Consider the following 14,266-nt stretch of genomic DNA (forward strand, 5'->3'; position numbering starts at 1 on the left):
AGAACCCCACCCCCAACCCCCTCCCCGCAAGCGAGGAGGGGGCTAAGATGTACCTGATTTGTTTGATTAGGAAAGGCTATATTAGGAATTAGTAATTATTTGTTGATAATTTATCCAAGCTTCCCAAAAAATATAAATTGATAGTATTCCTAAGAAAATGCGAAGCACTAAACTCACAGTATAATCTGGTAGTTTTGGCAATGTGCGAGTACTCATTTGAACGCCTAAAAGACCGCCGCATCCCAAAACTATACCTTGAACAAACAGAATATTTCCTTCTAATGTGTGTCCTGTGCAGGCAGCTAAACCAGTGATGACAATCACACCCAAACTAGTTTGAATTGCTACTTTAATTTCTTCTCCCAGTAGTAACATTTGCAGTGGCACCATAATCGTACCGCCACCTAACCCAAATAAACCTGCTAAAATTCCTGCTGCTCCCCCAGTGCCAATTTTAGAAACTAATGGGTTAAATACTGGGGCTGTATTATCTTTTTTCTTGAATGCTAGTTGCTTACGAAGTTCAATCAGATAGATATTAGCAAGTAGTATGATGCCAAATGTGAAGAGTATTATATAGGATGGAATTTTATTGGCAAAATATACACCTATTCCAGTAGTTAAGAAAGCTGGAATTCCTAAATAAATTACTCGTTTAAAGTCAAGGTAGCCCATCCACCAATTCTGCAAACTTCCAGAAATTGAAGTAATTACAATAGCAAGGCTACTAGTAGCGATCGCCTGAACGGGAGTATAACCTAGTGTGACTAAAAGAGGAATTGTGATAATACCGCCACCTATTCCTAAAAGTCCAGCTATGACTCCAGATATTAAACCCCCAGTCACTAAAATAAACCAACTAAAATCAATCATAAATATAGCAATCCGTGCAGGGGTTGTGAAAAATAGTTTTTTAATCGAACCACTCCAGACGCAGAGAACACGGAGAGATAAGAAATAGAGATTTTCATAAATGATTTAGGACTGCTATAGGTCTTTTTCTAGAGAACTGATTTGGTGTGATTAACCTTGTACTGTCACTGGATGGCTAACAACACCTCCGTAGAGCAATCCAGAATCATTCCACGGAACTTTAGTCGGTTGTGTGTTACCTAAATTGTCAGTAGCACGAACTTGGAGAAAATATTCCCCAGAAAGTGGGTTCCATTCAATGTCCCACCGTACCCATGCAAATGGAAAATTTGGTTCTCTCAGTCGTGCAAATTGCCAAGTTCTGCCACTATCTAGGCTGACTTCCACACGCACAATCTTTCCTTTCCCAGACCAAGAACGTCCACGCAGTAAGTGGGTTCTAGCAGAAAGCGTAGCTGGCCAAGCTAACTCGAAGGCACTCTTAACATTTTGGTAGGTAATCAGCTTACCTTTATACGGTGCGATCGCTGGATAGTCTGCACCAACCAACACCATCTGCTCCGTCACCCACTGCGTATATATCGGCGTTTCGGAAACCTCAATCCGCTCAATCCATTTAACGTTGGCGTTTCCTCCCCAACCAGGGAATAAGGCACGGCATGGCTGACCGTGATCTGGAGGTAATGGTTCTCCATTCATTGCATAAACGACGAGCGAGTTATCTGCTAATGCCTTAGCGATCGGAACTACACTACTGAACTTGGATTTATTTGTCTCCTTTGAGTCCAGCGAATCCAAATCTGCACCCTCAACGAGTACATCTTTTGCCGTAGATTTCAGTCCAGCTCGCTCTAATAACATCCCAAGTGGTACACCAGTCCACTCAGCCACACCAATAGCCCCAAGCCTCCACCGTGTTCCAGGGAGTGGTATGTTGTAAGCTTCTTCAAAGAAGCGCCGACCATTAGCAGCACACTCAATGGCGCAAGTTACTGAGATGGATGGCATAGCGATGATTTCATCGTAAGTGAACTCGCAGGGAGCAGAAACGCCAGTTCCGTGAATCTGCAAACGCCATGTAGACGGGTCAAAAGGGGGAGGCGTATGGCGGTTGTGAACATAGAACCAATCATTTGGTACTAAATAGCCACGCCCATACATCGCTTCCCAGTTCATCTCTAATGTGCCTTGGCTATGAGAGATATACCCTGGTGGCAATGGCTTAAGTATTTTACTGCCCTTGGTTTTAACAGCTGCCTGACTGTGAGCAGGCGCAGGTTTAGCTAACGCTCCAATAGCTGTTGCGCCAACCATCGTGGCTAGTATTTGCAGAAAGCGCTGGCGCGAAATACCCGCATCTGTACTTTTTTGCCAGATGCACTGATCAACCCGTGCTTTTAGATAATCCTCCTGGTCAAAGAGGTTTTCATCGCTCAAGCTATTACCTCCTTGTAATTCGTAATTCGTAATTAATACACACAGAATAAGGCTTGATGAAGGAGCAGGGGGGATGAGGGGGATGAGGGAGAAAAATTAATAACCAATGCCCAATGCCCCATGCCCCATGCTCAATGCCCTGAAAAAACTAGCTGTTTATCGCTGTCCAAACACCAGTTATCTCATCTTGTGTGTAGTTGGGTAAATAGTGAGCAAATCCGTTTCTAGCTATTTGAGCGATCGCATTTATAAAGCGATCGCAATCTTCTAATGTATTATATACAGCAAAGCTAGCTCGGATAATACTAGGAATGTTGCGCGTAACTCCCCTGTCTACTTCCTGAGCAATCTCACAGTCTTGCTCGTCGGAAATATTCTTGAGTTTGCGAATGTATTCGTAGGTGCAGAAAGCCCCAGCCCGAACCCCAATGCCGTATTCTTGTGCCAGAATTTCTGCTACTAAGCGTCCATCAAACCCATCAATATCAAAAGGAATAACATGGGCTAAATTATCTCCTGGGATATGCAATTTGACGCCAGGAATCAGCCCAAGCCGTGTATATGTAAATTCAACTAGAGAGTGTTCATACTGAGCAATGCGATCGCGCCCTAGTGCTTCGATAATTTCAATCGCCTTGGCAATGGCGATCGCACCCATTGCGTTTGGTGTTCCAGGATCATGGGCGCGTTCTGTATAAAAACGCTTGATCTCTAGATTTCTGGTGATATAAGGCAGGTTTCCACCCCCAATTTGATAAGGGTAGGAGCTATCAAAAAATTCCTTTGGCCCCAGCAGAACCCCAGTTCCATAAGGGGCATACATCTTGTGTCCAGAGAAAGCCACAAAATCTAAATGACATGGGTCATCATCTGCACCCATCTCGACTCGTTCATGCTGAATTAACTGACACACGTCAGCAAACATCTTCGCCCCATACCGATGTGCTAAAGCTGCAATTTCGTAAATCGGGGGTTTGTAACCTGTAATTGTCGAGGCGCCTGTAATAGTTACTAACTTAATTTGCTCGGCTTTAGGACGATTTTGGTGTGCCTTGAAGATATCTTCAATTTCTGCGATACTAACACTTCCATCCGGCTGGGTTCTGTACTGCACAACTTCGTCTTTAGTAACCCAAGGCAGCAGGTTTGATGAATGTTCGATATCAGAAACTAAGATTTTCCCAGGTTTTTTTGCCCAAAGTGTCGCAGCTCCATTAATTGCTTCTGTTGTGTTCTTCGCAAAGATTACATAGTTGTCTGAAGATGACCCCACAAAGTCCCGAATAATGTTCCTACTAGCGTCATATTCTCGTGTAGTGATGATCGACTTTTGCCCAGAACCTCGATGCACACTACCATAGGTGTCAAGCATCTCGTTTACATGCTGCTTAAGGCTTGCAAAGGGAGTGGTTGTGGCTCCATTATCCAAGTTGACGTAGTTGACATAGTTTCCCTTAAGAGTTTTCACCTTGAAAGATAGAGACTCTTTTGTAAATAACGGTCTGATTTCTTTGTCCCAAAAGCTGTCACAATTTTCTGCAAACAACGGTAATTGAGCAGCTTCTTGCTTGATTTTTGCGCCCATTGAAAGTACGTCAGTCATTTTTAGCACCCCTATTTTAAATTTGGATTTTTTGGACAAGCCTAACTGCCACAACGCTTTCTTTCGCGCCACCTCATATCAATTGCCAGTAATCATAGTCTTTATAATTACTTTCTTCCTAGTAGAAAACCCGGTCATACCCATTATTCTTTAATAAAATAATTAAAAAGAGTATCCGTATTAGTACTTGATTAAAATCTTTTTATTGCTATTTAATATACAGTGTAAAGAATAGTGATAAGTAGTCAAGTATACTTTAAACAATTTTCTTGTAGTCATTAAACAAACTTCACGCATTGAAGGCAAGTTGATAGAAAAAGCTTCTCATTAACTAAGCTTGGAATTGCTTACTAGAACTGTATTTAACCAGAAAAAAGCCTATACTAAGTTGAGGTTACTCTTTAAAAAAGCTTTATTAATTCACTTAGGGATATTATTACTTCTTCAACATTGCTTTATACGTATTTATTCGTATTTACCAGAATTTTTTAACATTACAGTTCTGGCAGAAGCTGTTAGTTGTTTGCTGACATTAAATAGCGATCGCCCAAGATTACAGAATGATCATCAAATACTAGATACTTGTACTGACATCAATTCTAAGTAATAAATGAGTCAGTATAAAAATGTATTGAAGGAGACTTTTTAAATTTATCTCTTAAGAAAGATGCGATTATAGATAATAAAGTATAGAATTATACAGTTTTTTCATGTAGAAAAATTTCATCAGCCAATACAATTTAGTTTTTAAGTATGGGGTTGACTCTCTCCTCCCCATCTCTAAAGATGCGAGATATGGGATTAAATTCCCCCTTGTCCCCCTTATCCCCTCATCCTCTTCTTGACGGGGAAGATGATCATAGTGTTATAACGGCATCAGTCTAAATCCAAAATGGGGAACATCAATTGATGATTAATTGCTGGTGCTTGGAGAGAGTTAAACTTAGCTTTTAGAGCAAACCCTGATTAGACACAGTTGATAAGCAATGCTAATGCCAGCACTGCTGAATATTTTTAAGCAGGTGGGTCAAGAGTGATGAATGAAGCTGACACCTCAAATAAGGGGGCTGTGATCGAATCCCTAAATTCTGCTAATTCGCCACAATCAGAACAGGCGAGTTGCCCGTTTTACTCAGTTGTGCCTAATGACAATATGACAGTTAAAAAACTGCCACTCCTCATGCCAGCTGAAGATACACAATTTTCACAAGATACCACGCAGCAGGACTGGGTTGCAGAGCCTGAAAGCGGCAAACAAGCACTTATTGACTCGGAATTTCAGAACCTGCTGGCATTGAACGAAGAATTGCGTGCAGCTAACAATAACTTGTATGAACAAGTGGAGCAGCTAAAAGACAACCTAGCTGAGTCTGAAAAGGTTTTGCAGTGGCAGAAAACGCGTTCTAGCGTTAGTGAGTCGATGCTCAACCAACATACTCAGGAATTGGCTGCGGCTCAAGAACAGATAAAGTCCTTATTTCAACAATTAGAAACTGCTGTACAAACTGTTCAACGCCAGGAACTTTTTATTGATAGTTATAAAGCACAGCTACAAATTAGCCAACAACGCCTTGCCCAGTTAGAGCGAGAATGTACGTTGCTACACAATAACAACAGCGAACAGTCTCAGCAGCTATTGCAATCAGAAAATGCTTGTCGGGAGTTACGTACTAGACTGATGCGACAACAACGCCAGACGCTGCAATTCAAAGCAGCTTTGGAAAAATGTCTAGATACATCGGTTCCTAGCTATGATTCCCTAGAGGATACTGCAAAACATCCCAAAGACATAACTAGTGGACAAGGAAGATTCTCTAAAAAAGCTCGGTCTTTGTTTCCTAACGCACAGCCAATTCAACCTTGGTCAACAGAATCAGAATCCTTGAGTGATGATCTAGATAATTCTTGGGGCGAACCCTCAACACCACTCCCATTTCAAAGAAATGAAGCCACTCCGACAGCATCATCTTCTTGGAACTGGACAGTTAAACAAGATACGCCAACCCCAGCACAACCCAGCCCCTCTGCAAAAATTGATGATTCGCCAGATACACCGGAAGCTGTTTCACCTTTGGGTTCATCAAACTTAGATCAGCAATTAGATAGTCTAATCCAAATGTTTTTCACCTCCCAGCCTGTATCTGTATCACCACCACCTGCGGCGAAAACGGATGTGGATAGTAATCCGCCTATCTGGGAGACTTTAGCAACAATCTTAGAAGACGATGAAGAACTAGAAAATCCACAGGAGGAACAGTTGAAGGCAGAAATTAATCCCCCTGCAACTACCTCGACTTCTTGGAAGACAGATTCTATGCTTTCACCAGCCGATAACTTACCAGTTTCCTCTACTTCACCTCACACCGAGACGAATGTTGGAGAAACTGAAGATTACTGGTCAGAAGTTTCCCAATTGACACAGTTGGAATTGTCGGCGACTGATTTTTCTCCAGAGTTATCAGGTGATAACACCAATGATGCCAATTCACCCTCACCGGTGGTTTATCCCCAGCGTCCACCCAAAGGGCGTAAGTCATTGGCATCCGTGGAATTGCCGAATTTTCGCCCCAATAGTTAATAGTTAGTTGTCATTTGTCATTTGTCCTTAGTCATTTGTCTAATACTAATGACCAATGACTAATGACTAATGACTAATTCAGAATCCTTGCTTCTGACTTCGGAATTATGGCTTCTGGGCTAATTTTTGCTACCTGACTGCGCGATCGCGGTTTGCCTGTGGCGATCGCATAATTAATCACTAACAACCACAGCCATAATCCCGGATTCCGGGGTTCCAGCCAAAAACCTACCCGACTCAAGAAGCGCCCAAACCACGGACTCAGCAAAGCACTAACCAGGGCATGACGACCGAAGTTGAAATAACTACCAAGCCATCTGAGTAAATCCCTTGGCCCAGCAAGTTCCCAAATCCATAAAAGTAAGGCAGGATTTTTGCTAGCTGCTTTGAGTGCTAGGCGGTTAAAGGTTAACCAATCACACCGATCTTTGATGAAATTATCTGCCACTTCTACAGGTTCGTCTGCTAACAGTCCAAAAAAGGTGTTGAGCATGGAGTTAATCCGTTGCGGGGGTAAAAATTTCCCTGTGGGTACCATCATCCCTTTGGAAAATAGCCAAGTTACTGAAACGTTGCTTTGGTAAGCGCGAATTTGGTTCAAGTGTCGGAAACTCAACAAGTCATGTTTGAGAGCAGTATCCAACAGTGTTGTCAAGCGCTCTAAGTTGCGAACTAGGGAACCAAAACCGGTGAACACTAGGGGAGACTGGAGTGATGCCGCATCACCGATCGCAATCAATCGATCAAAGGCAACTGTGCGATCGCTACTTCCCACACTAAAATGCCCCGGTATATACCCAAATGTCGGCTTTTTCCACACTAACTTGTCCATATCGCACCGGCGATACTCTGGCAAAATCGTGAAAAAATCCTCGTACATTTCCAGCAAGGAACCGGGATTTTCAGCATTGACTTCGTGGTAATGAAATAAATAAATCGTCAGTTCATCATTTGCTCCAGGAAACAGTTCCCAAATCAACTGCCTTCCCCGCGAAATATCCCCATGACTGTAAAGAACGTCCCCATATTGGGAATCCCACACCCCCGGCTCAAATCCGCTCTCAATTGCCGCTCCCACTGTCGGACACACACTATCAAAAGCCCGACCACCATTTAATTGCCAAGCGATGGGGGACGCAGTTCCCATTGCATCTATTAGCAGTCGTCCACTTACTTGCTTCTCGCTTTGAGTGGGTAAGTGCTTGACTTTCAAAATGACTTGTGATATATCAATATCTGCACGGATAAACTCTGTTTCATCCCAGATTTCACCGCCTGCCGCTTGCAGTTTTTGCCCACACATTTGGAGCCATTTTTCGGAATCTAAGCCCAAATTTAGGACTGTGGGTGTGTGGAGGACGGGCGATCGCAGTTTGGCTGGATTATTGGCATCAAAAAACTTATTGAATCCGTCTTTGTATTCCCTGGCAATGATAGTTTCTAACTCAGCGGGGGTGACTAAACCCAGGTTAACTAAGCTTTGAATCTCATCGCGGGAAATATTCCATTCTCGGTTCATCCGCCCAAAGGGCATTCGTTCCACCAGCAGAACTTTATATCCCAGTTTTGCCATCAGTGCTGCATGAATCGCGCCTAGTGCGCCACCGATGTAGATGATGTCGTATTGGGCATGGGGCATTGGGCATTGGGCATTGGGCATTGGGAATGGGGTATTGGTTATTTCCCCCCTGCTCCCCTGCTCCCCTGCTCCTCTCACATGCGAAAACACGACTTGACGCGGTTGCTGCGGATTCTGTACCCCTTCGCGCCATCGTTGTTCCCACCAATAGGCACGCGTTAGGTCATATTCACCATTGGGCATTTTCTGAAAATACTTGACGGTGAGGGGGTAAACAGAGCCTAGTGCTGCAAAAATCGATTGCTGGGATAAATCAATCGCTGGCGGTTCTGGGTAATGATGCGGAAAACGGCTTCTGATTTCCTTGGTTAGGCGTTGCAAGATTTTTCCCTCACTGGGAAAGGGTTGTTCTGCCCAACGAAACACTTTTAGATAAGTAGTTCGTTGCACCGACCAGACAAATACCGAAAGTTCCGCAGGCAATTTTTCGGAAAGAGCCACCCTAGCAGTTGTAGTTGCAGTGGGGATTTTGAGGCGAAAGCCTTCCGAGGTAAGTACTTTTTCTCCATTTCCGGGTTCAAAATCTGTTTGTAACCAGCTACGCACAGTTGCTATATCCGAAGTTGGAACTTCTAAATAAAGGATTTCTCTCATCTTTTCCTGACATCTCCGTTCAATCTACTCACTAAGACAGATTTTATGAAGGCACAAAGTAAGGTAAACTCCGCCCTATTAGTTTCGTAAAGATTCAGTGAAGAAATTTTAAGAGTTTGTCAAAGTTATTGTTCATTTTGTATTTCTGTAAACCCACGCCATGAATTATCCCATTCCAGAGAGTCCCCAGGAAATTGTTGCCCTGCGACAACAGCCGATTGATGAAGAACTAGTTGCTAGTGCGATCGCTGGAGTAATTAAAATTGTCCGCGCTCAGGGTCAATCTTTGGAAGAATTAACCGCTCAGTTGCTAGCAGATGATCCACTGCTGGATCAGCAACAACGTCGCTGGTTGAGCCAATTAGTTGCCCAATCCTGGGAAAAGTTCTCCTAAAATCTTGCATAAGATGAAGTTTTGTCGCAGGATTAGATTTCTCGGTCTGCACCTAAATATTGGAATATTGGCGATGCCTGCGGCGGGCTGCGCCTACGCATTTTAGGTATAGGAGTAACAATAATTCTCAGTATGGGATTGGCTATTGGGTTGCTATTTTTGCATTCATGGCAAAGAAGCCACTAAATTAACCATATCAGCGTTTTACGTTGCTAATGAATTTTACAACGTTCTGAAACGGAAAGACCCTTGGTTTGCACCAGAGGTCTTTTTTGTGGATCAATCTTCATGCTCTTTGAGCAGCGCTTCGACGCTTTAGCGGAATAAATGTTTTTGGCGCACAACTCAGTTGAGCGATCGCCTCCCCTGATCATCGAAAAGCGTAAACTTTACATACACCATATTGCGGTTTTTGTCAACTAGAAGCTTTCAAGGCTGCTTCAGCTTGGGAGTGCAACAATAAACCGTATTCCAATCCCTCCACCACCGCTTGATAGGAAGCCGCCAAAATATTGGTGGAAACCCCGACCGTCGTCCAGCGTTGACGACCATTGCCTGATTCTACCAACACCCGGGTTTTTGCCGCCGTGCCCGTATGTCCGTTGAGAATTCGCACTTTGTAATCTGTCAAATCAAAGGTTGCTATTTGGGGATAAAAGTTCACTAAAGCCTTGCGTAAAGCCGCATCCAAAGCTGCCACGGGCCCGTTACCTTCCGCCACCTCCAGAATATTTTTCCCGTCAACAGCGACTTTGACTGTAGCTAGGGCATTGCTAGTTTCTTTCCCCTCAATCAAGTCACAGTGGACTTGAAAACCTTTGACTTCAAAAAACTGCTGGCGACCTCCCAAAGCTTCGTGCATCAACAGCACAAAACTTGCCTCTGCTGCTTCAAATTGAAATCCTTCACTCTCCAAATCTTTGAGGCGCTGGAGAATTTCCCTAGCCTCTGCCTTTTGCTGATCGAGTTCAATCCCAAAACTGCGAGCTTTGGCTAAAACATTGCTGAGTCCAGACTGTTCCGAAATCACGATGCGACGAGAATTCCCGACTTGTTCCGGCTGAATGTGTTCGTAAGTTAGGGGATTACGTTCTACGGCTGATACATGAATACCGCCCTTGTGGGCAAAAGCCGAACGTCCCACAAAGGGGGCGTGTTCATCTGGCGCGAGGTTGACCACCTCACTCACAAAACGACTAGCTTCTGTAAGTTGTGTAAGCTGGTCTTCTGTGATACAACTGTAACCCGCCTTCAGTTGTAAATTGGGAATTAACGAACAGAGGTTAGCATTACCGCAACGTTCACCGTAACCGTTAATTGTGCCCTGTACCATCTTTGCCCCTGCCATAACGGCGGCTATTGCGTTAGCAACCGCCATTTCCGAATCGTTATGAGTATGAATTCCAATTTTAGGAATTGTCCTTTGTCCATCGTCCTTGGTCATTGGTTCTTGACTAATGACTAATGACAAATGACCATTGACATCTTGAACAATTTGGCTAATTTCATGGGGTAAAGTGCCGCCATTGGTATCACACAGCACTAGCCATTCCGCACCAGATGCGATCGCAGCCTCTAATGTCTGTAAAGCATAATCCCGATTGTGCTTGTAGCCATCAAACCAATGTTCGGCATCGTAGATAATCCGACGACCTTGAGAACGGAGATACTCAATTGTGTCGCAAATCATCGCCAAATTTTCTTCTAATGTCGTCTTGAGTCCGGTTGTGACGTGTAAATCCCAAGACTTGCCAAAAATCGTTACCCAGCGAGTTCCCGCAGCCAAAATATCCTGTAGCATCGGTTCAGTTGCGGCAGTGGTATTGGGGCGTCGAGTCGAACAAAAAGCCACAATTTCAGCTTGTTTGAGCGGATCTTCTTGGAGTTGCCAGAAAAATTGTACATCTTTGGGATTGGCACCAGGCCAACCGCCTTCAATGAAGGGAATTCCTAGTTGATCGAGTCTCTTAGCAATGCGTAACTTATCTTCTATCGATACTGATAGCCCCTCGCGCTGAGTGCCATCCCGTAGTGTAGTGTCATAGAGCCAAAGTTGAGGTGAGGAATTTGTGGTCATAAAACTGGGACCGACGATACAACTTTCGAGGCAATGTGTCAATATACAACAAAAAGCCAGTTTGGCAATTTAAAAATGCCTAAGATACTAGCTCAAGGTAAAACAATTGAGTGCGAACAGGGAAGCAATCTCCGAAGGATTTTGCTGCAAAATGGTATTGACCTCTACAATGACGGTGCTAAGGTAATAAACTATCGGAGTATTGGCAGTTGTGGTATCTGTACGGTTAAGGTATAGGGCAAAGTATCAGCAGCGAATTGGCGTGATCGAGCACGGCATTCGCTTCCTCCCCATTCTCCGACAACACACCTGCGTAAGAAACTGCCAAACTCAGGTTTTAGGCGATGTGAAAGTGACAAAGTTTGAGCGATTTTGGGGACAAGGTTCTCGAATAGTGTGGACACCAAAAGGTTAAAAAGGAGTAAGACAAGATGGGTAGATGGACACCCTTAATTTTAATGGCTGGAGGTTTGGCCATTCTGCTTGGTACATTACTAGGCATCAACTTTCCGATGGGCGTACAAAGCGCTAACGCTCCCGGTGGCAAAGCAGCAAAAGTCCTGCCAGCTAATATCAATGTTAATAGCAGTGCTGGCAGCAAGAACGATGAAACTGCAACTGAAGGAAATGAAACAACTCAAACAAACCAAACCAGGCGCAGTATTGTAGCCCCAAGACCTGACAACAGGAGTAACGTTGCCCAGAATCCTACCGATGACTCAACATCACCTGCTGACAGTACAACAGACGGCAATACAAATACTTCAGGAACAGACACGCCATCCAGCGATACAAATCAAGGCAACGAACCAATTCGCGCCTTGTGGTAACGAGAGATCCGTCTTTAGTTACGAGTTATAAGTTATAAGTTATGAGTTATTAGTTATAAGTTATTAGTTATGTACTAATGATAAATGACTAATGATAAATGACTAATGACTAATGACTAATGACTAGTGAGACTGTAATTATTGGTGGCGGCGTTATTGGTTTAGCGATCGCCATTGAACTAAAACTGCGCGGGACACGTGTTACCGTGCTTTGTCGTGACTTCCAAGCTGCTGCTACCCACGCCGCCGCCGGGATGTTGGCCCCAGATGCGGAAAACATCCCTAATGGGGCAATGCGTTCATTATGTTGGCGATCGCGTGCTTTATATCCCGACTGGACGCGCAAATTAGAAGAACTGACCGGCTTAAATACTGGCTACCGGCCCTGGGGTATCCTCGCACCCGTCTTTGAAGAGGCAGGGGGAGATAGGGGAGTAAGAGAAGAAAATTCTCCCTCATCCCCCTCATCCCCGGCTTACTGGTTAAACAAAGAGGCAATTCATCAATATCAGCCAGGATTGGGAGCAGAGGTCGTTGGTGGCTGGTGGTATCCTGAAGACGCACAAGTTGATAATAAGGCTCTAGCTCATGTATTGTGGACGGCGGCTGAGTCTGTTGGTGTTGAACTCAAAGACGGCATTACAGTAGAAGCATTTTTACAGCAGCAAGGACAAGTGGTTGGCGTGCAAACCAATGCTGGAATAATTCGCGCCGCGCACTATGTTTTAGCTTCAGGTGCTTGGTCAAATGAATTATTACCACTACCTGTGCTACCCAGAAAAGGGCAAATGCTGAGTGTGCGGATACCGGAATTTGTGCCAGAATTGCCCTTAAAGCGGGTTTTATTTGGGCAGGATATTTACGTCGTACCGAGACGCGATCGGCTCATTATTGGGGCAACAAGCGAAGACGTTGGCTTCATCCCCGACAACACCCCAGAAGGTATTCAAAAATTATTACAAGCTGCCATCCGGCTGTATCCTCAATTAAAGCATTATCCCATCCAGGAATTCTGGTGGGGATTTCGCCCAGCCACCCCCGATGAGTTGCCCATCCTTGGCACTAGCTACTGTCAAAATTTAACCCTTGCTACTGGTCATTACCGCAACGGGATTTTACTTGCGCCGGTAACCGCCGCATTGATTGCCGATTTAATCTTAGAACAAAAGTCTGACCCTTTACTTGCTGATTTTCACTATTCGCGCTTCCAGTCCCAGCCATCTACCTCCACCCCAATGCTGACTCACTCTGCCAATTTCTCCAACGGGCATCTTCCTGTCATATCCCCACAGCACCCACCACTCCCTACTCAAGAATCTCCACTGATTATCGCTGGCAAAACCTTCCAATCCCGCTTGATGACGGGAACTGGTAAGTATCGCAGCATTGAGGAAATGCAGCAAAGTATTGCCGCTAGCGATTGCCAGATTGTCACCGTAGCAGTACGACGGGTACAAACCAAGGCCCCCGGACATGAAGGTTTAGCTGAAGCCTTAGATTGGACAAAAATTTGGATGTTACCCAATACCGCAGGTTGTCAAACTGCTGAAGAGGCGATTCGGGTGGCACGTTTAGGGCGAGAAATGGCGAAATTGTTAGGGCAGGAAGATAATAACTTTGTAAAGTTAGAAGTAATACCCGATCTTAAGTATTTACTCCCAGATCCGATTGGGACACTGCAAGCAGCAGAACAACTAGTCAAAGAAGGCTTTGCAGTATTGCCCTATATCAACGCTGACCCCATGTTAGCCAAGCGCTTAGAAGATGTAGGTTGTGCTACAGTAATGCCTTTGGCATCACCAATTGGTTCTGGACAAGGACTGAAAACAACTGCTAACATCCAAATCATCATCGAAAATGCAGGTGTGCCAGTGGTGGTAGATGCCGGTATTGGTTCACCCTCCCAAGCCGCCCAGGCAATGGAATTGGGAGCAGATGCTTTGTTGATTAATAGTGCGATCGCCCTTTCTCTAAACCCAGCAGCAATGGCTCGTGCCATGAATTTAGCAACAGTTGCCGGCCGTCTAGCATACCTTGCTGGCAGGATGCCGATCAAAGATTACGCCAGTCCTAGTTCTCCTCTGACTGGGACGATTACTAGTTAGGGAATAGGGCATGGGGAATAGAGGGACAAGGGAGACAAGGGGAATAACCAATGCCTAAGCTAATAAGCATTTAAGTTGCATAAAAGCAGGGATAGAGCCGCTTACTACAAGCGAATCATTCTGGAAAAACGAATGC

9 protein-coding genes and 1 pseudogene are annotated in these 14,266 nt (G+C 44.5%); 5 read left to right on the forward strand and 5 right to left on the reverse strand.

The window, feature by feature from the left end; genetic code table 11:
- Positions 1-81: 81 nt before the first annotated feature.
- The 3 genes from HWQ41_RS04665 to HWQ41_RS04675 all read right to left on the reverse strand — a co-directional run bounded on the left by HWQ41_RS04665 (position 82) and on the right by HWQ41_RS04675 (position 3,913).
- Positions 82-873: a sulfite exporter TauE/SafE family protein gene (locus tag HWQ41_RS04665; RefSeq protein WP_292760296.1), complete on the reverse strand. Its 792-nt coding sequence runs from the start codon at positions 871-873 to the stop codon at positions 82-84.
- 150 nt (positions 874-1,023) lie between these two features.
- A complete protein-coding gene (locus HWQ41_RS04670) occupies positions 1,024-2,310 on the reverse strand; it encodes a sulfite oxidase (protein ID WP_292760297.1) in 1,287 nt (428 codons plus the stop codon).
- 148 nt (positions 2,311-2,458) lie between these two features.
- Complete coding sequence (locus HWQ41_RS04675) at positions 2,459-3,913, reverse strand: aminotransferase class V-fold PLP-dependent enzyme (protein ID WP_292760298.1); 1,455 nt, start codon at positions 3,911-3,913, stop codon at positions 2,459-2,461.
- A 1,036-nt stretch (positions 3,914-4,949) separates the two neighbouring features.
- Here HWQ41_RS04675 and HWQ41_RS04680 point away from each other — a divergent pair.
- Positions 4,950-6,491, forward strand: coding sequence for a hypothetical protein (locus tag HWQ41_RS04680; protein ID WP_292760306.1), 1,542 nt, complete (start codon positions 4,950-4,952; stop codon positions 6,489-6,491).
- Between the two features lie 73 nt (positions 6,492-6,564).
- On the opposite strand, the gene HWQ41_RS04685 is transcribed toward HWQ41_RS04680, so the two are convergent.
- Positions 6,565-8,724: a flavin-dependent dehydrogenase gene (locus HWQ41_RS04685; RefSeq protein WP_292760299.1), complete on the reverse strand. Its 2,160-nt coding sequence runs from the start codon at positions 8,722-8,724 to the stop codon at positions 6,565-6,567.
- A gap of 160 nt (positions 8,725-8,884) precedes the next feature.
- Between HWQ41_RS04685 and HWQ41_RS04690 the strand changes: the two genes are divergently transcribed.
- A complete protein-coding gene (locus HWQ41_RS04690) occupies positions 8,885-9,118 on the forward strand; it encodes a hypothetical protein (RefSeq protein WP_292760301.1) in 234 nt (77 codons plus the stop codon).
- A 415-nt stretch (positions 9,119-9,533) separates the two neighbouring features.
- Here the strand turns inward: HWQ41_RS04690 and cimA are convergent, their stop codons facing one another.
- Positions 9,534-11,195, reverse strand: coding sequence for a citramalate synthase (cimA, locus tag HWQ41_RS04695; protein ID WP_292760302.1), 1,662 nt, complete (start codon positions 11,193-11,195; stop codon positions 9,534-9,536).
- Positions 11,196-11,270: 75 nt separating this feature from the next.
- Between cimA and HWQ41_RS04700 the strand changes: the two are divergent.
- From HWQ41_RS04700 to thiO, 3 genes and pseudogenes are all read left to right on the forward strand, one after another.
- A pseudogene (locus HWQ41_RS04700) lies at positions 11,271-11,610 on the forward strand ((2Fe-2S)-binding protein).
- Positions 11,611-11,626: 16 nt separating this feature from the next.
- On the forward strand, positions 11,627-12,025 hold the full coding sequence (locus HWQ41_RS04705; RefSeq protein ID WP_292760303.1) for a hypothetical protein: 399 nt from the start codon (positions 11,627-11,629) through the stop codon (positions 12,023-12,025).
- Between the two features lie 119 nt (positions 12,026-12,144).
- Positions 12,145-14,130, forward strand: coding sequence for a glycine oxidase ThiO (gene thiO / locus HWQ41_RS04710; protein ID WP_292760304.1), 1,986 nt, complete (start codon positions 12,145-12,147; stop codon positions 14,128-14,130).
- Positions 14,131-14,266 lie beyond the last annotated feature (136 nt).

It is taken from the genome of Nostoc sp. NOS(2021), from assembly GCF_017115025.1.
Taxonomy (GTDB): Bacteria; Cyanobacteriota; Cyanobacteriia; order Cyanobacteriales; family Nostocaceae; genus Nostoc.